21 protein-coding genes are annotated in these 25,608 nt (G+C 66.8%); 10 read left to right on the forward strand and 11 right to left on the reverse strand.

The features are described 5' to 3' along the window. The first annotated feature begins 104 nt into the window (after positions 1-104). From MTR62_RS05240 to MTR62_RS05250, 3 genes are all read left to right on the forward strand, one after another. A complete protein-coding gene (locus MTR62_RS05240) occupies positions 105-2,855 on the forward strand; it encodes a [protein-PII] uridylyltransferase (RefSeq protein ID WP_244017679.1) in 2,751 nt (916 codons plus the stop codon). A 120-nt stretch (positions 2,856-2,975) separates the two neighbouring features. Continuing rightward, the gene (locus MTR62_RS05245) at positions 2,976-4,148 is read left to right on the forward strand and encodes a DUF3734 domain-containing protein (protein WP_244017681.1); all 1,173 of its coding nucleotides are present in this window, start codon (positions 2,976-2,978) and stop codon (positions 4,146-4,148) included. 75 nt (positions 4,149-4,223) lie between these two features. Then, the gene (locus MTR62_RS05250) at positions 4,224-5,006 is read left to right on the forward strand and encodes a 3-hydroxybutyrate dehydrogenase (RefSeq protein ID WP_244017683.1); all 783 of its coding nucleotides are present in this window, start codon (positions 4,224-4,226) and stop codon (positions 5,004-5,006) included. Positions 5,007-5,272: 266 nt separating this feature from the next. On the opposite strand, the gene gltX is transcribed toward MTR62_RS05250, so the two are convergent. The 8 genes from gltX to MTR62_RS05290 all read right to left on the reverse strand — a co-directional run bounded on the left by gltX (position 5,273) and on the right by MTR62_RS05290 (position 13,003). Beyond that, on the reverse strand, positions 5,273-6,601 hold the full coding sequence (gene gltX / locus MTR62_RS05255; protein ID WP_244017686.1) for a glutamate--tRNA ligase: 1,329 nt from the start codon (positions 6,599-6,601) through the stop codon (positions 5,273-5,275). 81 nt (positions 6,602-6,682) lie between these two features. Then, positions 6,683-7,747, reverse strand: coding sequence for a sulfotransferase (locus MTR62_RS05260; protein WP_244017688.1), 1,065 nt, complete (start codon positions 7,745-7,747; stop codon positions 6,683-6,685). A 7-nt stretch (positions 7,748-7,754) separates the two neighbouring features. Beyond that, a complete protein-coding gene (locus MTR62_RS05265; protein ID WP_244017690.1) occupies positions 7,755-8,138 on the reverse strand; it encodes a hypothetical protein in 384 nt (127 codons plus the stop codon). After that, on the reverse strand, positions 8,135-8,356 hold the full coding sequence (locus MTR62_RS05270) for a hypothetical protein (protein WP_244017692.1): 222 nt from the start codon (positions 8,354-8,356) through the stop codon (positions 8,135-8,137). Before MTR62_RS05270 ends, MTR62_RS05265 begins: the two co-directional genes overlap by 4 nt. Continuing rightward, positions 8,341-9,687 carry an arylsulfotransferase family protein gene (locus tag MTR62_RS05275; RefSeq protein ID WP_244017694.1) on the reverse strand — a complete coding sequence of 449 codons (1,347 nt, stop codon included), beginning with the start codon at positions 9,685-9,687 and terminating at the stop codon, positions 8,341-8,343. The genes MTR62_RS05270 and MTR62_RS05275 overlap by 16 nt, the downstream gene beginning before the upstream one ends. 185 nt (positions 9,688-9,872) lie before the next feature. After that, complete coding sequence (locus MTR62_RS05280) at positions 9,873-10,856, reverse strand: glutathione S-transferase family protein (RefSeq protein ID WP_244017737.1); 984 nt, start codon at positions 10,854-10,856, stop codon at positions 9,873-9,875. 131 nt (positions 10,857-10,987) lie between these two features. Next, positions 10,988-12,613 (reverse strand): NAD+ synthase, encoded by a 1,626-nt coding sequence (locus MTR62_RS05285; protein WP_244017696.1) that lies wholly within the window; start codon positions 12,611-12,613, stop codon positions 10,988-10,990. 225 nt (positions 12,614-12,838) lie between these two features. Further along, positions 12,839-13,003, reverse strand: coding sequence for a hypothetical protein (locus MTR62_RS05290; protein WP_244017698.1), 165 nt, complete (start codon positions 13,001-13,003; stop codon positions 12,839-12,841). A 168-nt stretch (positions 13,004-13,171) separates the two neighbouring features. On the opposite strand from MTR62_RS05290, the gene MTR62_RS05295 reads away from it, so the two are divergent. The 5 genes from MTR62_RS05295 to metH all read left to right on the forward strand — a co-directional run bounded on the left by MTR62_RS05295 (position 13,172) and on the right by metH (position 19,441). Continuing rightward, positions 13,172-14,191, forward strand: a complete 1,020-nt coding sequence (locus tag MTR62_RS05295; protein ID WP_244017700.1) for an ArsR/SmtB family transcription factor — start codon at positions 13,172-13,174, stop codon at positions 14,189-14,191. A gap of 66 nt (positions 14,192-14,257) precedes the next feature. Further along, on the forward strand, positions 14,258-15,193 hold the full coding sequence (gene metF, locus MTR62_RS05300) for a methylenetetrahydrofolate reductase [NAD(P)H] (RefSeq protein ID WP_244017703.1): 936 nt from the start codon (positions 14,258-14,260) through the stop codon (positions 15,191-15,193). Then, entirely contained in the window at positions 15,193-16,239 is a 1,047-nt protein-coding gene (locus MTR62_RS05305; protein ID WP_244017705.1) for a homocysteine S-methyltransferase family protein, read from the forward strand. Before metF ends, MTR62_RS05305 begins: the two co-directional genes overlap by 1 nt. 11 nt (positions 16,240-16,250) lie before the next feature. After that, positions 16,251-16,793 carry a GNAT family N-acetyltransferase gene (locus MTR62_RS05310; RefSeq protein ID WP_244017706.1) on the forward strand — a complete coding sequence of 181 codons (543 nt, stop codon included), beginning with the start codon at positions 16,251-16,253 and terminating at the stop codon, positions 16,791-16,793. A 17-nt stretch (positions 16,794-16,810) separates the two neighbouring features. Further along, on the forward strand, positions 16,811-19,441 hold the full coding sequence (gene metH / locus MTR62_RS05315) for a methionine synthase (RefSeq protein WP_244017708.1): 2,631 nt from the start codon (positions 16,811-16,813) through the stop codon (positions 19,439-19,441). A gap of 163 nt (positions 19,442-19,604) precedes the next feature. Here the strand turns inward: metH and MTR62_RS05320 are convergent, their stop codons facing one another. After that, entirely contained in the window at positions 19,605-19,883 is a 279-nt protein-coding gene (locus MTR62_RS05320) for a hypothetical protein (RefSeq protein WP_244017710.1), read from the reverse strand. A 380-nt stretch (positions 19,884-20,263) separates the two neighbouring features. Then, on the reverse strand, positions 20,264-20,419 hold the full coding sequence (locus MTR62_RS05325; protein ID WP_244017712.1) for a hypothetical protein: 156 nt from the start codon (positions 20,417-20,419) through the stop codon (positions 20,264-20,266). 287 nt (positions 20,420-20,706) lie between these two features. Between MTR62_RS05325 and recQ the strand changes: the two genes are divergently transcribed. Beyond that, a complete protein-coding gene (recQ, locus tag MTR62_RS05330; RefSeq protein ID WP_244017714.1) occupies positions 20,707-22,581 on the forward strand; it encodes a DNA helicase RecQ in 1,875 nt (624 codons plus the stop codon). 434 nt (positions 22,582-23,015) lie between these two features. Here the strand turns inward: recQ and MTR62_RS05335 are convergent, their stop codons facing one another. Further along, entirely contained in the window at positions 23,016-24,449 is a 1,434-nt protein-coding gene (locus tag MTR62_RS05335; RefSeq protein WP_244017716.1) for a L,D-transpeptidase family protein, read from the reverse strand. 208 nt (positions 24,450-24,657) lie between these two features. On the opposite strand from MTR62_RS05335, the gene MTR62_RS05340 reads away from it, so the two are divergent. Further along, positions 24,658-25,593, forward strand: coding sequence for a DMT family transporter (locus tag MTR62_RS05340; protein WP_244017718.1), 936 nt, complete (start codon positions 24,658-24,660; stop codon positions 25,591-25,593). The last annotated feature ends 15 nt before the right edge of the window (positions 25,594-25,608 follow it).

Raw genomic sequence — 25,608 nt, forward strand, 5'->3', positions numbered from 1 at the left:
AGCGGCCCGCGCAAAATACGCGGCAAACCGAGGGAAAATTTGGCACCCGCGCGCCCTTGCGACGGGTTCCTCTCCGGCCCCGGTCGGTCTAGAAGCGCCGGGTCATGAGTGTCATCCGTATTCCCTCGCCCCGCTCCGTGATCGACCGGCGCGAACTGGTCCAGACGATCGACAAGCTCGTCGCCGCCTATGGCGCGGCCAAGGCGCGCCCGTTCATCGTCGAGACGATGCGCACCGCGCTGGGCGATGGGCGTGCGGAAATCTCGCGCCGGCTGCGCGAAAAGCCCTCCGCCGGGCACGAGGTCGCCGAGGCGCAGGCGTTCCTGACCGACCAGCTGCTGCGCGTGATCCACGACCATGTCGTCAAGCACGTCTACCCGGCCAGCAACCGCTCGAAGGGTGAGCGGCTGTGCTTCATGGCGGTGGGCGGCTACGGGCGCGGCGAAATGGCCCCGCATTCGGACGTTGACATCGCCTTCCTGACCCCGATCAAGCACACCGCCTGGTGCGAGCAGGTGATCGAGGCGATGCTCTATTTCATGTGGGACCTGGCGCTCAAGGTCGGCCATTCGAGCCGCTCGCTCGACGACATGGTGCGCATGGCCAAGTCCGACCTCACCATCCGCACCGCGATGCTCGAAGGGCGCTACGTGTGGGGCGACCAGGACCTCTACGAGGAAGCGCAGGCGCGCTTCTGGCGCGACGTGGTCTCGGGCACCGAACGCCAGTTCGTGGTCGAGAAGCTGGCCGAGCGCGAAGAACGCCACAAGCGCATGGGCGACAGCCGCTATGTCGTCGAGCCGAACATCAAGGAGGGCAAGGGGGGCCTGCGCGACCTGCACACGCTCTACTGGATCGGCAAGTACATGCACCATGTGCGCGATCCGGGCGAACTGGTCGACGCCGGGCTGTTCAGCCGCAAGGAATACCTCGCCTTCCGCCGCGCGGAGAACTTCTTCTGGGCGGTGCGCTGCCACCTGCACACGATCACCCGACGCGCCGAGGACCGGCTGACCTTCGACCTCCAGCGCGAGGTCGCCTCGCGCATGAACTACACCGACCGCCCCGGCAAAAGCGCGGTCGAGCGGTTCATGCACATGTTCTTTCTCCAGGCCAAGACCGTGGGCAGCCTAACCGGCGTCTTCCTCGCCCAGCTCGACGAACAGTTCGCCAAGCGCCAGCCGCGCGGCTTGCTCGCCGGGTTCAAGGCCAAGGAGCGCGTGGTCAAGGGCTACAAGGTCTTCGGCGGGCGCATCAAGGCGCCTTCGGACGACTGGTTCGCCGCCGATCCGGTGCGCATGATCGAGATCTTCGTGATCGCCGACAAGGAAGGGCTCGAGGTCCATCCCGAGACCATGCGCCAGATCCAGCACGACGCCGCGCTGATCAAGGAGGAGGTGCGCCACGATCCGCGCGCCAACGCGCTGTTCCTCGAACTGCTGACCAGCCGCAACGATCCCGAAGGCGTGCTGCGCTGGTTCAACGAGGCGGGGGTGTTCGGCCGCTTCATCACCGAATTCGGCCGCGTCAACGCGCAGATGCAGTTCGACATGTACCACCACTACACGGTGGACGAACACACCATCCGCGCCATCGGCCTGCTTTCCCGGATCGAAAAGGGCGAGCTCAAGGACGACCATCCGCTCGCGGTGGGCATCATCGGCAAGGTGCGCTCGCGCCGCGCGCTCTACGCCTCGGTGCTGCTCCACGACATCGCCAAGGGGCGTGGCGGCGATCACTCGGTGCTCGGTGCCGAAATCGCGCTCAATTTGTGCCCGCGCTTCGGCTTCGACGAGGAAGAGACCGAACTGGTTTCCTGGCTGGTGCGCTACCACCTGCTGCTCGCCGCCACCGCCTTCAAGCGCGACCTGTCGGACGCCAAGACGATCTTCGATTTCGTCGAGAAGATGGAATCGCTCGACCGCCTGCGCCAGCTCACCCTGCTCACCATCGTCGACATCCGCGCGGTGGGTCCGGGCACCTGGAACTCGTGGAAGCGCCAGCTCATCGCCGCGCTCTACAACGCCGCCGAGGAACGCCTGCGGCTGGGCCACGCGCAGTTCGGCCGCGAGCAGCGGGTCGAGGCGAAGAAGGAGGCGGTGCGCGCCCTCGCCCCCGAAAACGCCGCGCTGGTCGAAAAGGTGGGCGGCAAGTTCATCGACGCCTACTGGATCGCCGAGCCCGAGGACGTCATTTCCAAGAACCTCGCCCAGTTGCTCGCCGCCGACGATGATCCGCTCTCGATCCAGACCGAATACTACCCCGCACGCGGCGCGACGCTGGTGACAGTGATCGCCTCGGACCATCCGGGCCTGTTCTACCGCATCGCGGGGGGCATTCACCTTGCGGGCGGCAACATCATCGACGCGCGCATCCACACCACACGCACCGGCCGCGCGGTCGACAACTTCCTGGTGCAGGACCCGCTCGGCCGCCCGTTCAGCGAGGACAGCCAGCTCGACCGGCTGCGCTCCTCGATCGAGAACGCGCTTGCCAACCGCATCAAGATCCTGCCCCAGCTGGTCGCCAAGCCGGAGGTGCGCCCGCGCGCCGACGCCTTCGAGGTGCGCCCGCGCGTGCTGTTCGACAACGGCGCCTCGAACCGCTTCACCGTGGTCGAAGTGACCGCGCGCGACCGTCCGGCCCTCCTCAACCGGCTGGCCCACGCGCTGTTCGAAGCCAAGCTGATGGTCTATTCGGCGCATATCGCGACCTATGGCGAACGCGCGGTCGACACGTTCTACGTGACCGACCTGCTGGGCGAGAAGATCGCCTCGAGCAACCGGCTCAAGGCGCTCGAACGGCGTATGCTCGAGGCCGCGAGCGAGGCCGTCGCCGAGACGGTCGCGACCTGACGGCAAGCACGCCCCAGGCCCTGTCGGCGGGAACATTGGCGCTTCATCAGTTGTAAATCGGGGCCGATGCACCATATGTTGCATTGCAACATCCCCAAGTCCGGACTGACGGGAGCGCCCATGAACTTTCACGACAAATCGCTGCGCGCCCACTGGGCCGCCTCGGCCAGCCGTTCCGGCCGCGAAACCGGCACTTACACGGCGCTGGTGCTCCAGGGCGGCGGCGCGCTCGGCGCCTACCAGGCCGGTGTCTACGAAGCGCTCGCCGCCGAGGACATGCGTCCCGACTGGATTTCGGGCATCTCGATCGGCGCGATCAACGCCGCGATCATCGCGGGCAACCCGGTGGGTGAGCGGGTCAAGGCGCTGCGCACGTTCTGGCACCGCGCCTCCTCGCAGCTGCTCTACAAGCTCGACGAACCGATCGGCTTTGCCCGGCGCGCCTACAACGAAGCCTCCTCGATGATCGCCTCGACGATCGGCATTCCCGGCTTCTTCAACCCCCGCTTCCCCCCGCCCCTGCCCGAATGGCCCAACGATTTCAGCCGCCTGTCGCTTTATGACACCGCCCCCTTGCGCGACAGCCTGCTCGAACTGGTGGACTTCGAGCGAATCAACCGCGGCGAGGTTCGCCTGAGCACCGGTGCGGTCAACGTGCTCAACGGCAACTTTGTCTATTTCGACAATTTCGAGCGCCCGATCGGCCCCGAACACATCATGGCGAGCGGCGCGCTGCCCCCCGGCTTCCCCCCGGTCGAGATCGACGGGGAGTGGTACTGGGACGGCGGCCTGGTTTCCAACACCCCGCTGCAATACGTGCTCGACAACCGGCCACCCTGCGCGATGGAAGTGTTTCAGATCGACCTGTTCTCCGCGCGCGGAGACGTGCCGCGCACGATGGCCGATGTCGCCCAGCGCGAAAAGGACATCCGCTTCTCCAGCCGCACCCGGCTGGGCACCGACATGTCGCGGCGGCTCCAGCAACTGCGCGGCGCGGCCCGGCGCCTGGCGCACAAGCTGCCCGAGGAACTGCAGGACGATCCCGATCTCAAGAAGCTGCTCGCCTGCCGTCCCGAAGGTCCGGTCGCGGTCATGCACCTCATCAATCGCCCGCGCGGCTATGAAACCAATTCAAAGGACTACGAGTTCTCCCGCATGACGGTCGACGAGCACTGGCAGGCCGGCAAGGCCGACGCCATCTACTCGCTCGAGCATCCCGACTGGATTGACCGAAAGATCGAGCCGGACGAAATCGCCACGTTCGACCTGGCCGGCGACCGCCCGCGCGGCTGAGCCCTACCACGCAGCCCACCAAGCGGTGGTCTCCGGAAGCTGCCCCAAGAGAGAAAACAGGAGAGAGAAGACGACATGAAGCTCAAGGACAAGGTTTGCATCGTCACCGGCGCCGCGAGCGGTCTGGGCCTCGCGATCGCGCACAAGTACGCGTCCGAAGGCGCCAAGGTCGCGATTGCCGACCTCAACGCCGACGCCGCGCAAAAGGCCGCTGACGAAATCAAGGACGCCTATGGCACCGACACCAAGGCGCTGGTCATGGACGTCACCAGCGAGGATGCCGTCAACGACGGTGTTGCCGCGGTGGTCGAGGCCTGGGGAACGGTCGACGTACTGGTGTCGAACGCCGGCATCCAGATCGTCAACCCGATCGAGGAGTTCAAGTTTTCCGACTGGAAGAAGATGCTCGCGATCCACCTCGACGGCGCCTTCCTCACCTCCAAGGCGGTGATCCCGCACATGTACAAGCAGGGCTCGGGCGCAATCCTGTTCATGGGCTCGGTCCATTCCAAGGACGCCAGCAAGCTCAAGAGCGCCTATGTCACCGCCAAGCACGGCCTGCTTGGTCTGGCCCGCACGATCGCGCGCGAAGGTGGCCCCAAGGGCGTACGTACCAACGTGATCTGCCCCGGCTTCGTGCGCACCCCGCTGGTCGAAAAGCAGATCCCCGAACAGGCCAAGGAACTGGGCATTTCCGAGGACGAGGTCATCAGCAAGGTGATGCTGGGCAACACCGTCGACACCGAGTTCACCACGGTCGAGGACATCGCCGAAGTCGCGCTGTTCTTCGCCGCCTTCCCGAGCAACGCGCTGACCGGCCAGTCGCTGCTGGCCAGCCACGGCTGGGTCATGGAATAAGCCTAAGATCGAACGAGACGGGTCCCGCGCCGGAAAGCCCCCATGCCTTCCCCCGCGCTGGACACGTCCGTTTCGCAGCCCCGACCGGCGGTTGGGAGAACCACGCCGAGCCAGCCCACACCCGAACCCTAGAGCATTTTCCAGTCAGGTGGAATCACCTGACGGTTCAGAAAATGCGTTAAAACAAAAGGCTAGAGCGGTCGATCTGATGCAATTTGATCGAAAATCGCTCTAGGCCAGGCGGGCCGCTCCAACCTTGACCGGCATCAAGCCGCGCGAAGACGCTCCAGCGCTGCCTCGCGGCCGATCAGCGGCAGCAGCGCGCCCATGTCCGGGCCATGTTCCATCCCGGTCAGCGCAAGGCGCAGCGGCAGGAACAGCGCCTTGCCCTTGCGTCCGGTCTGCACCTTGAGCGCCCCGGTAAGCGCCTTCCACACGCCTTCGTCCCACGCCAGATCAGCGAGAACGACGGCGGCCTCGGCGAGGAACGGCCTGTCCTCCGGCGCAAGACCGGGCTGGGCGATCGGACCGGTGACCACCTGCCACCAGTCGTGCGCTTCGTGGACGTGCGCCAGATTGGGGCGGATCGCCTCCCACGCCGCCGCGCTCATGCCCTCGGGCAGGCGCGCGCGCACGGTATCAAAGGACAGCGTGTGGACGATCGCGGCGTTGACCCGCTCGAGCTCGGCCTCGTCGAAACGCGCAGGCGCGCGGCCGAAATGGGTAAGGTCGAAGCTTGCCGCCGCGCCCGCAAGGCGCAGCGACGGGTCGACCGGATCGCTCGTCCCCAGCCGCGCCAGCAGCGCGATCAGCGCCTCGGGCTCGATCCCCATCTCGCGCAGCTGCGCCACGCCGAGCGAGCCCAGCCGCTTGGACAGCTTACCCTCGGTTCCCACCAGCAGCGCCTCATGCGCGAAGCGCGGTACGGTGCCGCCAAGCGCGGTGAACATCTGGACCTGCGTCGCGGTGTTCGAAACGTGGTCCTCACCGCGCAGGACGTCGGTCACGCCCATCGCGATATCGTCGATCACCGAGGGCAGCATGTAGAGCCACGAACCGTCGGCGCGGCGGATCACCGGGTCGGACATGGCGGCGGGATCGAAGCTCTGGGGCCCGCGCACACCATCGTCCCAGCCGATCGCCTCCTCGCGATCGAGCAGGAAGCGCCAGTGCGGCAGATCGCCCGCCGCGATGCGCGCGGCCTTCGCATCCTCGCCCAGCGCCAGCGCGGCGCGGTCGTAGATCGGAGCGAGGCCACGGCCGAGCAGGACCTTGCGCTTGAGGTCCAGCTCCTGCGGGGTTTCCCAGCACGGATAGACCCGGCCCGCGGCCTTGAGCCGCTCGAACTCCGCCTCATAAAGCGCGAAACGGGCCGACTGGCGCTCCTCGCCCTCGGGATGGAGGCCAAGCCAGGCGAGATCGGCGCGAATCGCCTCGACATAGTCCTCGCGTGAGCGCGCCGCGTCGGTATCGTCAATGCGCAGGACGAAACGCCCGCCCGCGCGCTTGGCCAGCAGCCAGTTGTGCAGGGCGGTGCGGATGTTGCCGACGTGGAGCAGCCCCGTGGGCGAAGGTGCAAAGCGCGTGGTGGTCATGGCCAGCGCGATTACGTTGCCGCGCGGGGAAGGTCAAAGGCTGGTTGCCCCCTTCCCGCCTTCGGCCGCTGTCCTCCCGGATCAGCCGGCCACGCGGCCGCGCTCGCGCAGCGCCGAATAGAGCGCGTCGGCGCGCAGCAGCAGTTCGGCGTCGAACGGCTGATCGACCCGGCCTTGTGCCAGCACGAAGTCCGGGCGCGGCGATGGCCCCTCCGGCCCGGCGAGCGCCAGCGCGTCGACCAGCCGATCCCACACCGCGGGCTGCTGGCACAGATCTTCGTGGCATACGAAGGTCAGTCCCGGCGCGTCGAGCGCGCAGAGCGTCTCGTGCACGTCGATCCACAGCGCCAGCCAGTGGTTGGGATCGGCCGCGCTCCAGCGCGCAGCAGACATATGGCCGAAGTCGAAGGGGCGATGGCCCTCACCGAATTCGTGGTGGACCAGCCAGTCCATGTAGCGCCGCACGAACGGCTCCTTGCGCTGCACCGCGCTGAAATGGCGGTGCTGGCGCAGGAGCGAGGCGGCCTGCGTCTCGGGGCGGCGAAAGGGGATCACGAAGCGCGCCGCGGGAAAGGCGCCAAGCAGCGCGGGCAGGCGCAGGATGTTGTTGTTGTTCTTGGACAGATAGCGGGTCGGCCCTGCCTCTCCCGAGGCCAGCACCGCACCGACGTAGTCCTGGAAACGCGCCAGCAGCCGCGCATCGGGATCATGCGGGCGCAGCGCGTCGCGCCCGATGTAGTCGTGCCCGGCGTGGATGCGCCAGAACACCTGTTCGAGCGCTTCGGGGCTCTCCACGCTCGCCGCGATGCGATCACCGTGCGCGCGCTCGCGGCTCACCGCCTCGGCCTGCCAGCGGCGCGACACGCGCTGCCACAGGTTGGGCGCCAGCGGAAAGGGCATGTCGCGGTAGGTGAGCGAGCGGAACAGCCCGCTCTCGTGGATCGAACGCAGCAGGATCGTCGTCCCGGCTCGGGCAAGGCCGGTCACGAAGACGTGCTGGCCCGCGGCGACGGCGGCGCGATCGCGCTGCCCCGCGCTCGCCTTCTGGTCGAGATCGAACGAGAGTTCGGCCAGCGCCGGCAGGCCCAGCGCGAGGCGGTGCAGCAGGCGGTCGGCCAGGGTGTAGTGCGAAACCGCCTCGCTCATCGCAGGCTCACGCGCGGCACCCGCGCAGGGTGTGCCGCATAAAGAGATAAGCGCCCGAAACCGAGAAGCACACCACGAGGCCCGGCAGCGTCGTCAGTTCCTCCGCGAAGCCCGGCTCGAGCTGGTCCGCAGCCCAGGCCAGCGCCCCGATCAGCGCCGCGAACAGCGCAAACCATCCCGCCAGCACCGCCGTCCCCAACCCCATGCGCAGCGCATGGCGAGGCATGACACGCTCCTTCCAATGGTCCGAAATCCGGCGCGAAAGCAGGACCCGCGAGGCCGAACGCCCGATCCCGGCGAGATGCGCGACGCGCGGCGCGATCGGCAGACGCAGGAACACCTCGCTTGCCGTGCAGCACAGCACGATCAGGAGGAGCCCCTCGAGGATCACCGTCCGGACTTCCCACCGCGCGCGAGCGCGGCGCGGATGCGCCGATGCGCGCGCTTGATGGGATACCACACCAGCGAGACCAGGCTGAGCACCACCGTACCGATGATGCCGAACACCACGCCGATGATGCCAAGCCCCGAACCGGGGCCGACATAGGCCAGCGCCGGGGTGCTCATCAGACCGGCCAGGAGGCCGAAGCAGATCAGGAAACGGGGCATGCAAGAACCCTTTCGATACGTTTGGAATCACTGGGGAAATTAGCAACTTCGGACAGCACGAAATTGCGTCCGGGGTGGCGCGGGTCGTGCACCACCAGCTCCCACGCGAGCCGGCCCGAGGCATCCACCTCGAACGCGCGCCCCTGTTCGGAACTGGTCACCAGCAGGCCGCCGCCGGGCAGACGCTGGTGCTTGCCGCGCACCCGGCTGTAGAAATCGTAGCGTTGGCCATCGAGCAGGACATGCGGGGCTTTCTCGCCGCTGGGATCGAAAGCGACGATCCGGCTGAACGAACGGCCATTCTGGTTGTCGAACACGCTGATCGTGCCGTCGGCGTCCCAGTCGGGATCGTGCTGGCGCAAGGTCACGTCGTTGGTGAACCATTTGACGTGCAGCGTCTCGGGATCGATCACCAGGACGAGGTTGAGCGAGCGCATGCTGATCAGCAGGTCGCCCTGCGAAAATTCGGGAAACGCCGCCGCCAGCGCACCGGGCAGTGGTTCGGCGTCGTTGATGTGGAAGGCATCGTCGTAGAAGCGCTCGGTGTCGCGACGCGGATTGGCGCCCACCGCGTTGTCGTCGATCCGGCGCATCTGGAACACGCTGAGCTGCGGATTGGCAGCCTCGATCTGGAGCGCGGTGATCCGCCGCACGGTGCGTCCGGTCGCCAGGTCGATCTTGCGGATGTCGTCTTCCGACCCGATCCCCCAGGCGAACTTGCCGGTATCGTCGGGGTTGAAGGCGTGGGTGATGCGCGCATCGCCGTACCACACCCGCTTGCCGCACGAATCGATGCGCAAGGGGAAGTAGTCGCTGTCGAAGGCATAGAGCATCGAGCCATCGTCGAGCAGCGCGAAGCCGTGCGGATAGGGCGCCTGGCCGACCGCGAAGTGGTGCCGCACGAGCATGTCCGATCCGACCAGCCAGACCCGCTCGACCGCCATGCGCGGCGAAATGGCGAGCGCCGCGTAGCGCGGCTTGCCATCGATCATGAAAATGCCCTGCACCAGGCGCCAGCCGGCCTGCGGCGCGGCGCGCTTGAGGTCGGTGCGCAGCACCAACCCTTCGATCCGGTGCGCGGTATGATTGGCGATCGGCGCGTAGTGCGCGGTCCTGGGCGAGATGTCGGGGGTCTGCGATTCGACGAAGGGATCGCGCACCAGGTTCGCCAGCGTCTGCCCGATCAGGCCGGGCACGCGGGCGAGCGTGTCCGCCCCCTCGAACACCAGCGAATCGGGATCGCGCGGAGCCTGACGCACCGCCCAGCCGAACAGCGCAAGCGCGCAGATGAACAACACCACGCGCCGCCCGGCGACCAGAAGCGCGCTCATCGCCCGCACCTGCGATACGCGAAAAAGCCGGACGGGAGGGGATCAACCGCGTGCGAAAAGCCTGCCGGCACACTTGCACCTTGTAGACGCGAAACGAGAGATCGTGCGTCTACATTACCAAGATCGCATTTGGATTTCCGCGTATTTCACAGTGCAACATGACGAAATTGTTACATTTTCTTCGACTAAAGAAGTGTATCGAAGCGCACCTGGGGAACGTGCAGGTCCTGAACAGGCCCGACAGGGACAATGCCGGTCGGATTTATTGTCTTGTGACTTTGATAATAATGCCCCTTGATGTGCTGGAAATCGACCGTCGCGGCAATGCCCGGCATCTGGAAAAACGCGCGCAGATACGTCGCAAGACGCGGGTAATCGGCAATCGGACGCAGGTTGCACTTGAAATGGCCGTGATAGACCGCATCGAAACGCACCAGAGTGGTGAACAGGCGGATATCGGCCTCGGTCAATTGAGCGCCCACCAGATAGCCACTGGTCGCCAGCCGCGCCTCGAGCCAGTCGAGCGTCTCGAACAGCGGCACCACGGCGGCCTCGTAAGCCTCCTGCGTGGTGGCGAAGCCCGCCTTGTAGACCCCGTTGTTGACCGTGTCGTAGACCCGCGCGTTGACGGCATCGATCTCGGCGCGCAGCGCGGGCGGATAGAAGTCCCCCGCGCGCGCGCCCAGAGAATCGAAGGCGCTGTTGAACATGCGCAGGATCTCGGCCGATTCGTTGCTGACGATCGTCGCGCGCCGGGTGTCCCACAGCACCGGCACCGTCACCCGGCCGGTGTAATCGGGCATGGCGGCGGTGTAGATCTGGTGCAGGAAGCGCGCGTGATGGATCGGATCGGGCACCACCCCCGGCCCCGGCGCGAACGTCCAGCCGTTCTCGCCCATGTACCAGTGGACGACCGAGAGCGGGACCATTCCCTCCAGCCCCTTGAGCGCGCGCATGATAAGCGTGCGGTGTGCCCAGGGACAGGCGAGGCTGACGTAAAGGTGGTAGCGTTCCGGCTCGGCGGCAAAGCCGGCCTGCCCCTCGGGGCCAGGCGCGCCATCGGCGGTGACCCAGTCGCGAAACGCGGCTTCGGAGCGGCGGAAGGCCCCGCCCGTCGCCTTGGTGTCGTACCAGGTATCACGCCATTGCCCTTCGACCAGCAGTCCCATCATCGTTCTCCATCATGCGCAGCGCGCCACGCCATGCCACGCGCGCGCATGCAGGCAAAGCGCAGCGGGGCCGCTGGTTGCCTGGCCGCGAACTGCGTAGCCGCTCGCTGCGTGGCCGGGGAGTGCGCCGCTCAGGCGCTGCGAAAGGCGTGGGTCACCGGATAGCGCCGGTCACGTCCGAAATTGCGCGGGGTCAGCTTGACCCCCGGCGGGGCCTGACGGCGCGCCGCTTCGGCGCGGTGGAGGCGTTCCTCGACATCGCGCAGCGCCCCGCGGTCGAACCCTTCGGCGACGAGCTGGTCGATGCTCTTGTCCTGCTCGACCAGCCCCTGGAGCATCGCGTCGAGCGCGCGGTAGGGCGCGCGCGCGTGATGCACGGCGCCGTGCGCGGCCAGCACCGCTTCGGGAATGACATCGCCGTTCGCCCCCAGGCCGATCCGCGCCGGACTGTCGTTGCGCCACTGCGCCAGCATGCGCACGGTACCGGCGTAGACATCCTTGAGTGGGGCGTAGCGCCCGACCAGCGCATCCCCGCGCGCGCCCACGCTGAGCTGGGTCTTGTTGACCGCGCTCAGCAGCATCGCGCCGCAGCGCTCGGCCTCGGCGGCGACCAGCAGTCCGCGCACGCCTTCGCCCAGACGCTCTTCCTCACCCGCACCGCCGCCTTCGAAGGCCTCGAGCGCGGCTTCGAAGACTGCATGCCCGGCCACCTCGCGCGCCGCGATGCCCAGGCGGCTGGCGCAGAGCCGGGCCAGCGCGATGCCCGCCCCGCCTCCATGCGATTCGCCGTCGCCGATCGGGGCGAGGACCGCCAGCACCCGCTCAGCCCCCAGCGCATCGACCGCAAGCGCGGCGCAGAGCGCGGCATCGAGCGACCCGTCGAGGGCCAGCGCGACTCTCGCCGCGCCTGCGCGCTCGGCGAAGTCGCGCAGCGCCAGCACGATCGCGCAGTAGAGACTTTCGGGATGCAGCGCGGCGGGCGCGATCGCCCCGCGGTCGCAACGCCAGCCCTTGGCGGTGCGCGTCCAGCGGGTCTGGATCACCTGCTCCTCCCAGTCACGCGCCTGCGCCGCGAGCGATCCGTCGCCGTTGACGACGAAGCTCGCCCCATCGAACACCAGCTCGTCCTGCCCGCCGACGCGGTTGAGATAGGCCAGTGGCAGGCCGGTATCGACCGCGCGACGCTTGGCAACGCCTTCGATTCGCAGCACGTCCTTGTTGATCTCGTAAGGGCTGCCGTTGATGCACACGAACATCTCGGCGCCGAAATCGGCAAGATGGCGGCAGACCTCGGGACGCCAGATATCCTCGCAGATGGGAACGCCCAGCATCGTGCCGCGCACGATGACCGGTTCGGGCAAGGGGCCGGGCTGGAACAGCCGCATCTCGTCGAAGGTGCCGTAGTTGGGCAGCTCGTGCTTGAAACGCACTGCCGCGATTCGCCCCTGGTCGAGCAGGGCCACCCCGTTGTGCAGCGCACCATCGCGCACGAAGGCCGATCCCACCAGCAGCGCGGGACTGCCCGGCCGTCCGGTCGCCTCGGCCAGATGCTCAAGCTCGGCGGCGGCCTTTTCGACGAGGGCCGGCTTGAGGATCAGATCCTCGGGCGGGTAGCCGATCAGATGCAGCTCGGGAAAGACGACGAGATCCGCGTCCCACGCCTCGCGCCGGGCGGCGAGAATCGCCTCGGCGTTGCCGGCGACATCGCCCACCGACTGGTTGAGCTGGCCAAGCGCAATCTTGAGAGCATCGGGCATGGTCTCAGGTGATGCCCGCCCGGCCCGCCCAGCGCAAATGAAAACCCACGCCCCCGCCCGCCTTCCCACGAGGGGAAAACAAGCGCCAAACACGAAAAACCCCCCCGAAACGGGAGGGTCTTTGTCCACTTGCGAAAGTGGTTCTTTCCTGCTGCTTCGCCTAAGCGAAGCGGAAAGCCGTGGGGGGCTGGAACGCCGCGAGGCGCCGACAGCCCCCCAAACGGATTACATCGCCTCGGTCGGAACCTCGGTCGGAGCGTCCGTGGTCATCATGTCGCTCGGAACGGTCTCAACCGACTCCGAAGCGGTGTCGGTCGGTGCGTTACCGCCACAAGCAGCGAGAGCCAGAGCGGCAGCCGACGCGAACGCGGCGAGAGCAATCTTCTTCATGCGAATCCCCTTGCATTGTTTGGCACATAGGCCAACGCTTGCAGGCAAGCCTGCGGTCGCACTCTTTAAACGAGACGATGGTGCAACGCAAATAGGAAGTAGGGGGGGGGCAAATGGCGGTTCCCCGTGGGCTTGCGCAGATATAAAGATATCTTTATATCCCCTTCCATGCAAATCGACCCCCTTCTGAGGGCCCTTTCGGAGCCGACGCGCCTGCGCATCATGCGCCTGCTCGCCCATATGGAACTGTCCGTGGGCGAACTCGCGCAGGTGCTGGGACAGAGCCAGCCGCGCGTCTCGCGCCATGTGCGAATCCTGTGCGATGCGGGTCTTTCCGAGCGCCGCAAGGAAGGCAGCTGGGTGTTCCTGCGCAGCGCGGTGAGCGACACCTCGCAGCCCGAGATGGGGGCCGCAGCGGCGCGCCTGCTTGCAATTGCCGAGCGCGACGATCCCGAATTTGCAACCCGCTGCCGGACCGACCGGCGCCATCTCGCCACCATCCGCGAGGCGCGCGAGGCCAATGCCCAGGCCTATTTCGCGCGCCATGCCCCGGAATGGGACACCCTGCGCCAGCTCCACGGCGCCGACGAGCCGGTCGAGGCCGCGCTGATCGCCGCGCTCGGCGATGCCCCGCAAGGGCTCGGCGCACTGCTCGACATCGGCACCGGAACCGGCCGCATGGCTGAACTTCTGGCGCCAAATGCCGTTCACATCACCGCGCTCGACCGCAATCCGGAGATGCTCCAGATCGCCCGCGCGCGCCTGCAGGCGCTGCCCGCGGGCAAAGTGGACCTGGTGCGCGGCGACTTTGCCGAGCTGCCCTTCGATTCGGGGACTTTCGATACCGTGCTGTTTCATCAGGTGCTGCACTTCGCCCCCTCCCCTGGTCCCGTGCTGGGCGAGGCCGCGCGCGTCACCCGCGAGGGTGGGCGAATCGCCATCGTCGATCTGGCCGCGCACGAGCGCGAGGACCTGCGCGAACGCCACGCCCACGCGCGCCTGGGCTTTTCCGACGAGCAGATGGCCGGGCTCATGACGGGCGCGGGCTTCACCCCCGAACCCGCCATCGCGCTGCCCGGCGATCCGCTCACGGTGAAGATCTGGACCGCGCGGCGCAACGCCAGCCCTGCGCCCAGCCTCCCGGCCGACACCCCGGCCAGCCCTCCGGTCGAGAACGCCCAGGCCTGACCGGCCGGGCGCCCGCCGGCCCCGACACCTCCTTCAAGACCCGTTCCAGTGAAAGACCGCCCAACCATGACCGTCCCCTCCCACCCGGCCCCTTCCCACCCGCAGCCGAGCGATGCGCCGCTGTTCGGCACTATGGCCGGGGACATCGCCGTGTCGTTCGAGTTCTTCCCCCCCAAGAGCGAGAAGATGGAAGCGCAGCTGTGGGACGCGATCACCGAGCTCGCCCCGCTGTCGCCCGACTTCGTCTCGGTGACCTATGGCGCGGGCGGCTCCACGCGTGAGCGCACGCACGCCACCGTCGCGCGCATCCGCAAGGAAACCCCGCTGGTCCCCGCCGCGCATCTTACCTGCGTCGCCGCGAGCAAGGGTGAAATCGCGGAGATCGCCGACCAGTACTGGGAAGCGGGCGTGCGCCACATCGTGGCGCTGCGCGGTGATCCGCAGCCGCAGGACAACGGCGTGTTTCGCGCGCATCCCGATGGCTACGCCAGCGCCGCCGCGCTGGTCGAAGGGCTCAAGGCGCGCCACGACTTCGAGGTTTCGGTCGCCGCCTATCCCGAAGTCCACCCCGAGGCGGCGAGCGCGCAGAGCGACCTCGACAACCTCAAGCGCAAGATCGACGCGGGCGCAACGCGCGCGATCACCCAGTTCTTCTTCTCCGCCGACGCCTACTTCCGCTTTCTCGACAAGGCGCTGGCGGCCGGGATCGACGCCCCGATCGTGCCGGGGATCATGCCGGTGACCAGCTTTGCCGCGATTCGCCGCATGTCGGGCAACACCGCGATCCCCGCCTATCTGGAATCGCTGTTCAGCGATCTTGACGAACGCCCCGGTCCGCGCGCACTGGTGGCCGCGGTCGCCGCCGCCGACCTGTGCAAGCGCCTTTACGACGGGGGCGTGCGCAACTTCCATTTCTACACGCTCAACAAGGCCGACCAGACTTACGCGATCTGCCAGCTGCTCGGCCTTCGTCCGCACCTGCCTCTTGGGGAACCCGCCTGATGTCCGCCCGCGATACCTTCCTGGCCGAAGCGGCCAAGCGCATCCTCATTACCGACGGCGCCTTCGGCACCGAAATCCAGAACTGGAAGCTGGCCGAGGCCGACTACGCCGGAACGCTCAACCTGGGCCATGACCAGAAGGGCAACAACGACATCCTCGCGCTGACCAGGCCCGAAGTGCCCGAGGCGATCCACCGCGCCTACTTCGAGGCGGGCGCGGACATCGCCGAGACCAACACGTTTTCGGCCAACCGCATCAGCCAGGCCGATTACGGCGCCGAACACCTCGTGCGCGAGATCAACCTCGCCTCCGCCCGGCTCGCCCGCCGCGTCGCCGACGAGTTCCAGGCCAAAGACGGACGCCCGCGCTTCGTCGCCGGTGCGATCGGACCGACCAACAAGACGCTCTCGCTCAGCCCCGACGTCAACGATCCGGGCTACCGCGAGATCGACTGGGACACGCTTGTCGACGTCTACAAGGAACAGGCCGCCGCGCTCGTCGAGGGCGGTGCGGACTTCATCCTGATCGAGACCGTGTTCGACACGCTCAACGCCAAGGCCGGGATCATGGCGGTGCGCCAGCTCGAGGCGGAAATCGGGCGCGAAGTGCCGATCATGCTCTCGATGACGCTGACCGACCTGTCGGGCCGCAACCTTTCGGGCCACACCGTCGAGGCGTTCTGGCACGCGGTGCGCCACGCCAGACCGCTCACGATCGGGCTCAACTGCTCGTTCGGGGCGACCCAGCTGCGCCCGCACGTCAAGGTCCTCTCCGAGATCTGCGACTGCCTCATCATGATCTACCCCAACGCAGGCCTGCCCAACGAACTGGGCGCCTACGACGAGATGCCTGGCACCACCGCCAGCTTCGTCAAGGAGTGGGCCGATGCGGGCCAGGTCAACGCGCTGGGCGGCTGCTGCGGTTCGACCCCGGCGCACATCGCCGCGATCGCCAAGGCGGTCGAGGGGCTGCCCCCGCGCCGCGTCCCCCAGCTTGCCCCCGTCACCCGGCTCGCCGGGCTCGAACCTTTCACCATGGCCGCCTGAGCACTCCCGCAATGACCAACATGCCCATCTGGCGCATCCGCAGGGCCACCCTGGACGATGCGCAAACCCTCTCGCTGATCGGTTCGGCAACCTTCCTCGACGCCTTCGCCGGCATGGTCGACGGCCAGGGCCTGCTCGCCCACTGCACGCGTTCGCACAGCGCCGAGGTCTACCGCCAGTATCTTGAAAGCGGCGCGATCGCCTGGCTTGCCGAAGTCGAACCGGGCCACGCGCCGGTCGGCTATGCGCTGGTGTGCAAGCCCGAGCTCGACCAGGCCATGAACGGCGACGTCGAGCTCAAGCGCATCTACCTGCTCTCGCGCTTCCAGGGCACGGTGATCGGCAGCGTGCTCATGCGCCACGTGCTCGAGACGACACAGGCCGAAGGCTTCCGGCGCCTGCTGCTCGGCGTCAAGAACGACAACCACCGCGCGCTCAATTTCTACGCCAAGAACGGCTTCGAGACGATCGGCTCGCGCAGTTTCGACGTCGGCGGCACCGTCTATGACGACTTCGTGCTCGCCCGCCCGCTCGACACCGTTCCGGCCACGTAAGGACAACGGGGACCTTCATGACCCAGACTACCACCCCGGCCGCGACCGGCTCGCGCTTCGTCAACATCGGCGAGCGCACCAACGTCACCGGCTCCGCCAAGTTCAAGAAGCTCATCATGGCCGGCGACTACGCCGCCGCGATCGAGGTCGCCCGCCAGCAGGTCGAGAACGGCGCGCAGGTGATCGACATCAACATGGACGAAGGTCTGCTCGACGCGATCGAGGCGATGACCACCTTCCTCAACCTGATCGCCGCCGAGCCCGACATCGCGCGCGTGCCGATCATGATCGATTCGTCCAAGTGGGACGTGATCGAGGCGGGCCTCAAGTGCGTCTCGGGCAAGCCCATCGTCAACTCGATCTCGATGAAGGAAGGCGAGGAACCCTTCCTCGAACACGCGCGGCTGTGCATGGCCTATGGCGCCGCCGTGGTGGTCATGGCTTTCGACGAAACCGGCCAGGCCGACACCAAGGCACGCAAGGTGGAAATCTGCAAGCGCGCCTACAAACTGCTGACCGGCATCGGCTTCCCGCCCGAAGACATCATCTTCGACCCCAACGTCTTCGCGGTCGCCACCGGCATCGAGGAGCACGACCGCTACGGGCTCGACTTCATCGAGGCGGTGGCCGAGATCAAGGCCGCCTGCCCGCACGTCCACTTCTCGGGCGGGCTGTCCAACCTCTCGTTCTCCTTCCGCGGCAACGAGACCGTGCGCCGCGCGATGCACTCGGTGTTCCTCTACTACGCGATCCCCGCCGGGCTCGACATGGCGATCGTCAACGCCGGCCAGCTCGACGTCTATGACCAGATCGACCCGGTGCTGCGCGAGGCGTGCGAGGACGTCATCCTCATGCGCCAGCCAAAGGAAGGCGACCAGAGCGCGACCGAGCGCCTGATCGAACTGGCCGAAAGTTTCAAGGGCCAGGACAAGGCGCAGGAAAAGGCCACGCAGGAATGGCGCACCTGGGAGCCGGTCAAGCGCATCGAACACGCGCTCGTGCGCGGCATCGACGCCCACATCGTCGAGGATACCGAAGAAGCCCGCCAGGCCATCTTCGCGCGCGGCGGCCGCCCGATCGAGGTGATCGAAGGCCCGCTGATGGACGGCATGAACGTGGTCGGCGACCTGTTCGGCTCGGGCAAGATGTTCCTGCCCCAGGTGGTGAAGTCGGCGCGCGTGATGAAGAAGGCGGTCGCCCACCTCATCCCCTTCATCGAAGCGGAAAAGGACGCCAAGTCCAAGGCCAAGGGCCGGATCATCATGGCCACGGTCAAGGGCGACGTCCATGACATCGGCAAGAACATCGTGGGCGTCGTGCTCCAGTGCAACGGCTACGAGGTGATCGACCTTGGGGTCATGGTGCCCTGGTCGAAGATCCTCGAGACCGCGCAGCAGGAAGAGGTCGACATCATCGGCCTGTCCGGCCTCATCACCCCCTCGCTCGACGAGATGGTGACCGTGGCCGAGGAAATGCAGCGTGCGGACATGACCATCCCGCTGCTGATCGGCGGCGCGACGACGTCCAAGGTCCACACCGCACTGCGCATCGATCCGGCCTACAAGGGCGCGGTGGTCCATGTGCTCGACGCCAGCCGCGCGGTCGGCGTCGCCTCGCAGCTGCTGTCCGACACGCAGGCGGACGGCTTCATCGAACAGGTCGCCATCGACTACGAGAAAGTGCGCGTCGCGCGTGAGGGCAAAGGCAAGAAGGACGTCCTGCCGATCGAACAGGCGCGCGCCAACGCCTACCAGCCCGACTTCGCCGACAAGGCCCCCGCACCGGTCCAGCCGGGCCTCCACGTGTTCGACGACTGGGACCTGGCCGACCTTGTCGAGACTTTCGACTGGACGCCCTTCTTCCGCGCCTGGGAGCTGGCGGGCACCTACCCCGCCATCCTCGAGGATGACGTGGTCGGCGAAAGCGCGCGCAACCTCTTCGAGGACGCGCAGAAAATGCTCGACACGATCATCGCGGAAAAGTGGCTGACCGCCAAGGGCGTGTGCGCCTTCTGGGAATGCCACCAGGACGGCGACGACATCCTGCTGGCCGACGGCACGCGCATCCCCATGCTGCGCCAGCAGTTCGAAAAGTCGCGCGGGCGCGCCAACTTCTGCCTGTCCGACTTCGTCGACCCGGCGGGCGACTGGCTGGGTGGTTTCGCGGTGGGCATCCACGGCATCGACGAACATATCGCCCGCTTCAAGGCCGCGCACGACGATTATTCGGACATCCTGCTCAAGGCCCTTGCGGACCGCTTCGCCGAAGCCTTCGCCGAACGTCTCCACCAGCACGTGCGCACCACCTTGTGGGGCTACGCGCCCGACGAGCAGCTCACCAACGAGGCGCTGATCCGCGAACAGTACCGCGGCATCCGCCCCGCGCCGGGCTACCCCGCGTGCCCCGACCATTCGTTGAAGCCGATCCTGTTCGATCTCCTGCGCGCGCAGGATAACGCCGGGATCACGCTCACCGAAAGCCAGGCCATGCTGCCGACCTCGGCGGTTTCGGGGTTCTACTTCGCGCACCCCGAAAGCCAGTATTTCGGCGTCGCGCGGATCGGGCGCGACCAGCTGGAGGACTACGCCCGCCGCCGCGGGGTCGACGTCGCGCTGGCCGAGCGCTGGCTGCGGCCCAATCTCGACTGAACGAAAAGGCCGCGGCGGCGTGGGTTGAAAGACACGCGTCCGGCGGCTGCCCCCCCCTTGAAACATCCCCCCTGACGGCACGCCAAAGCGCCGCTCCGTCAGGGGGGACGGAGCGGCGCGACGAAGCCCTGGAATTCAGGTCAGGCGCGGTAGCGGCACCGCATCACTGCACTGATGGCACTCCCACGGGCTTCGCGGCGATCCCGGCCCCAGGACGGCTGGTTGCGGGACGGGATTTGAGGTCGGGAAGAACGGCGAGCATCGCGAAGGCGGCATCGACGCCAAAGTGCACCAGTTCGTTGATGACAGGATCGGTCTCGAGACCCAGCTCCTTTGCCATGGTCTTGAGCGTGCGGGCGATTTCCACAAATTCGCGCTCATTCAGCCAGGCCGTGTGGCATTCTTCGAAACGCACGTTGGCATCGCGCAGCAAAACACCCATCGTCAGACGTCCTCTTCCATTTCAGACTTCGTTGCCCGAAGCATTCAATCGATTGCATCATTATCGGCAAGAGCTGCGAAGAAGCGTTTAAGCGCCTTTAGCGGGTATTTGCGCGTAGAAGATGGAGGGAAAAATTACCATGAACCGGGGCGCTTTTCGATCGCGATCGAAGGCCGGAACCAGCCTCGGCACCAGCACCAGCGCCAGCGCCAGGCGCTGCGCGCAAGGCGACGATCGAGCGCGCCGTCCAAAGGCATAGCGGACGGGCGTGATTGCAGCGCTCTGGCGGCAGGCGACTGGCCTCGGCCAGCGTCACGCGGCAGGATCGCGTCGTCATCGTCCGGCACGCTCCATGGACGCGTGCGGGAGCGGGAAAAGCCTCAGAAGAAACGGTCGATCAGGCGTTCGAGCAGGCTGCGATCGCTGTCCATCGGCTGAATCGGACCATAGGCGAGGTAGCGCTGGCTGGCATCGCGATGCGCACGCGGCAGGATCGATTCATGCGGACGACTGGAATGGCTCACATAGTTCGACATGGCTTTCGTCTCCAAAAGTTCCGATCATCGCAAGTTAAACTCGCATGATCGAAAAAAGTGCCCGAATAGTGGAAAAGACAAGGGCCGTGTTTCGATTTGGCAACAGCTTGGCCGCTTCGAGTCGCGCAAGCCCCCGATCCGGAAATCCGGCACCAGCCCGCGCCCCCGGCGCGAACGCATTCCGGCGCGTTCCGGCCGGGCGCACCGCGCCGGCTGCGTCGAAAGCGGAGGAAACCCTGCCCCTTGCCGGTTCCGCCGCGCGCGCCGATCTGCCATAAGCCAGCCCCGTGACCGACGACGACTGGCCTTACGAAACCACGTTCTACGGCGATGACGACGCGCAGGACCTCTACGCGCCCGCCATCGACCAGACCCCTGCCCCTGCGCCCGACCCCGCACAGGTACGCGCAGCCTTGCAGGAAACCTTCGGGTTTTCGGGCTTTCGCGGGGTGCAGGATCAGGTCGTCGAACGGGTTCTCAACGGCCACTCGACGCTCGCCGTCATGCCCACCGGCGCGGGCAAGTCGCTTACCTACCAGCTCCCCGCCGTGCTGCTCGAAGGCACTTGCGTCGTCGTCTCGCCGCTCATCGCGCTCATGCACGACCAGCTGCGCTCGGCGCGCGCCAACGGTATCCGCGCGGCCACGCTGACGAGCGCCGATGCCGACTGGCGCGAAACGCTCGACGCCTTTCGCGCCGGACAGCTCGACCTGCTCTACATCGCGCCCGAACGCGCCAGCCAGCCCGCTTTCCGCGACCTGCTCGCCAGCAGCCGCATCGCGCTCTTCGCCATCGACGAAGCGCACTGCGTCTCCGAATGGGGGCATGACTTCCGCCCCGATTACCGCCTGCTGCGCCCGCTGCTCGACGCCTTCCCGCACGTGCCGCGCCTCGCCCTCACGGCGACGGCGGACCACCACACCCGCCAGGACATCCTCGCCCAGCTCGGCATTGCCGAGGACGGGCTGATCGTCGCCGGGTTCGACCGGCCCAACATCCGCTACGCCATCCGCCCGCGCGATTCCATCGCGCGCCAGTTGAAGGGCGTGATCGACGAGAATCCCGGCCCCGGCATCATCTACGCGCCCACCCGCGCGCGCGTGGAACAGCTTGCCGAAACGCTCGCCGCGCAGACCGGACGGCGCGTGCTGCCCTACCACGCCGGGCTCGCCCCCGAAGTGCGCGCGCGCAACCAGGCCGCCTTCGTTGCGAGCGAGGACATGGTGATGGTCGCCACCGTCGCCTTCGGCATGGGGATCGACAAGCCCGACGTGCGCTTCGTCGCCCACGCCGGTATTCCCAAGTCGATCGAGGGCTACTACCAGGAAACCGGCCGCGCCGGGCGCGACGGCGATCCCTCAGTCGCGGTGATGTTCTGGGGGGCGGACGATTTTGCCCGCGCGCGCATGCGCCTCGCCGAAGTCGACGAGGCCCGCCAGCAGAGCGAGCGCCAGCGCCTCGAAGCGCTCGCCCGCCTCATCGAAACCGCCGATTGCCGCCGCGCCGTGCTGCTGCGCCACTTCGGCGAAAGTCCTCCGGCGAGGTGCGGCAACTGCGACACCTGCCTCGAGCCGGTCGATGTGATCGACGCGACGACGCTGGCCCGAAAGCTGCTTTCCGCGGTCTACCGCACCGGCCAGACCTATGGCCTGGGGCATCTCGAAAAGGTGCTGATGGGCGTGACCGACGAGCGCGTCCTCCAGCGCGGGCACGACCAGCTTTCGGTCTTCGGCATCCTGCGCGAAGAGGAAAAGCCGATCCTCAAGGCGCTCGCCCGCGCGCTACAGGCGCGGGGCAGCCTGGTGCCCACCGAACACGGCGGGCTGGCGCTGGGCGGGGATGCGCGCGACATCCTCAAGGGCGAGGCGGCGGTGATGATCGTGCGCCCGCCCAAGAAGGAACGCGCGCGCCGTGGCCGCAGCGCCGACCAGACGCCCAACCCCGTCGGCGATCCGCTGTTCGACGCGCTGCGCGAACTGCGCCGCGACCTCGCCAGGGATCAGGGCGTGCCGCCCTACGTCATCTTCCACGACGCAACGCTGCGCGAAATGGCCTCCGCCCGCCCCGCGACGCTGGCCGAACTGGGCTCGATCACCGGCGTGGGCACACGCAAGCTCGATGCCTACGGCGAGGAATTCCTCCACGTCCTGCAGCAGTTCTAGTGGTTCGATTCTGACATTTGGTACCCTATCGGATAGGGCGTGCTCAAATGTCAGAATCTCTTCGAACCACTAGCATTTATTTGATTCTAGTCGATTTTACGATTTTGACATTTGCAGACCCATACCAGCCGCCAGGGGATGCAAATGTCAAAATCAATCCACTAGGCGGCTTCCCAGCTTATCAAGACAGAATGTTCAGGGACCAATCGCCCTGAAACACCCTTCGCGCCACAGCTCGGTACGGCTTCCCGGAAGCCGCACCGAATTTGAACCGGGCTCTTACAGCGGATTGTCGAGCTTGATGATTTCCTCATCGCTCTCGCGNTTCCCAGCTTATCAAGACAGAATGTTCAGGGACCAATCGCCCTGAAACACCCTTCGCGCCACAGCTCGGTACGGCTTCCCGGAAGCCGCACCGAATTTGAACCGGGCTCTTACAGCGGATTGTCGAGCTTGATGATTTCCTCATCGCTCTCGCGCTGGTCGGTCTTGAGCTCGCGCGGTTGCTGGAAGCTTTCCAGCACTGGCTTGTCGCGGCCGTAGATGTCATCGAAAGTCTGCATCTGGCCGTCGATGTTGGTGCCCTGGGTGAAGTAGGTGAGGTAGACCGGGAAGGTGCGGGTCATCGGCACCTTGGTGTACTTGCCCGAACGCGAAATGTCGGCTGCCTCGCTGGCGGACATGCCCGCCCCCAGGATCGCCATCGTCATGCCCAGTTCGACCGCCCGCTCGGTGCGGATGCAGCCGTGGCTGAAGGCGCGCACCTTTTCGTTGAAATACTGCTTGGACGGCGTGTCGTGCAGGTAGATCGCGTGCTCGTTGGGCATGTCGATCTTCATCAGGCCGAGCGAATTGTTCGGGCCGGGCTGCTGCACCACCCAGACGTTGCCGTTGGCATCCTTGGTCGCCTTGTAGCCCGCGTTGCGCGCCCAGTTGGGATTGGCGAGGACCTTCTGACCCAGCCCTTCGCCCTTGGTAATCGACTGCGGCACGGTCCAGGTCGGGTTGAACACCACCGCCGTGACCGTTTCGGCCAGCTGCGGCGTCGCGGTGCGCCCCGGCTTGCCGACCACCGTCTTGTAGGTGCGGATGATCTTGTTGCGCACCACCAGCCGCAGCTGGAATTCAGGCACGTTGGTCATCAGGTAGACATCGCCAAGGTCGTGCTTGAGCCAGCGCCAGCGATCCATGTTGGCCATGATCAGCAGACGCTTTGCGGTCTGCGCGCGCGGAGTGGCGGCCAGCGCGGCCTTGAGCGCGGCGTAATCGGGATTGGTCGGCGCGAGCCTGGCGACAATGCCCGCCACGTCGTGCGTGGAAAGCGCCTCGGCCATCAGCTTGGCGGTGGGCATGTCGTCCTGGTCGGGATCGACCGCGAACCACTGCAGGCGGTCCTTCATCGGCGTGCGTCCGTCGCGCAGATCTTCAATCAGCCAGCCGAACACCTTGCTCGCCTCGGCGTCGAGCGCATCGCCTTCGCCCGCCGCGATCGCGGCCTTGAGCGTCGATGGCTGGTAGTCGGCCGGAAGCAGACCCTCGCTCGTGATATGCTCGATCGTGGTGAGCAGCGCGCGCGCATCGGCCAGGCTCCAGGGCATGACCGGCTCGGACACCGTGATGTCCTGGATCACCGGCGCGCTGTTGGGGCCCAGGTCGTCCGAGTTGGGCGCACGGGTGGGCTGCGCACCGGGCGTTGCGGTCGGCACAGCTGTCGGCGTTGCCGTGGCCTGCGCGGAGGGCTTGGAGGGATCGTGCGGACGCGGCAGGATGTTCTCGGGCTCTCCGGCGTCAGTGCTGCGGCTCTGCGCAAACACCGGCTGGGCAACAAGGGGCTGGGCCAGAAGGCCCAGCACCGACAGACTGGTCATGAGGCCGCTGCCCAACCGATTGACTTTCTTCATCCTGATCTCAAAACCCGCCGGAAAAATACTGTTGGTTCCTGCCGCCCATCGGGAAACCGCTGGCGGCGTACACGGCTCGATGTGCGCCTTTATGACGCCACCTTCAAGGATCGCCCCTGTCGCTGCGATGAATTGCTTGCGTATAACTCATCCGTAAACCACACAGGGCGCGGTCATGATCGCGCCTGTTTCCGCCTCTCGCGCCGCCCCGGCCCCATGCCGCCCCACCGTCCCGTTTCTCGCCGTGGTAGCGGGCATCGGCGTGTTCAGCGCGATGGACGCAGCGATGAAGGGCGCCGCGCTCGTGGGCGGGGTCTATACCGCGCTGCTCTTGCGCAACGCTCTGGGCACCGGCTTTGCCGCCGCCTTCTGGCTGACCGGCAAACGCGCGCTGCCCGCGCCGGCGACACTGCGCCTCCACGCCTTTCGCGCCGCGATCACGACCGCGATGGCCGCGCTGTTCTTCTATGGCCTGGTGCGCGTGCCGATGGCCGAGGCCATCGCGATCTCGTTCATCGCGCCGATCGTGGCGCTGTTCCTTGCCGCGCTCCTGCTGGGCGAGGTGATCCGCCCGCAGGCGATCCTCGCCTCGCTGCTGGGCATCCTGGGCGTGGTGGTTATCGCCGCGGGGCGTATGGGCGGGCTCGAGGCTTCGGGCGAGACCATCGCCGGGATCGCCGCGATCCTGCTTTCGGCGCTGTTCTACGCCTTAAACCTGGTGCTCCAGCGCCAGCAGGCTCTCCTTGCCTCCCCGCGCGAGATCGCGCTGTTCCAGAACCTGTTCGCCACCGGCTTCACCGCGCTGGCCGCGCCCTGGCTGTTCGTTGCGCCGGGGGGCGATGGCTGGGCGCCCGTCGCTCTGGCCGCGCTGGCAGCCCTGCTGGCCACCGGCGCGCACCTGCTGCTCTCCTGGGGCTACGCGCGCGCCGAAACGCAGGTCCTGGTCACCGGAGAATACACCGGATTCCTTTGGGCTGCGGTGCTGGGATGGCTCTTCTTCGATGAAAAAGTCGCACCGGCAACTGTCGCAGGCGCAATGCTGATCCTTGGCGGATGCTGGATAGGCGCGCGCAACAAAGTATCCGCAGGTCAAGCCCCGACGATTGGATAAGGCGCCCCCCCTTGA

It is taken from the genome of Novosphingobium organovorum (assembly GCF_022832435.1).
In the GTDB taxonomy this organism is placed as follows: domain Bacteria; phylum Pseudomonadota; class Alphaproteobacteria; order Sphingomonadales; family Sphingomonadaceae; genus Novosphingobium; species Novosphingobium organovorum.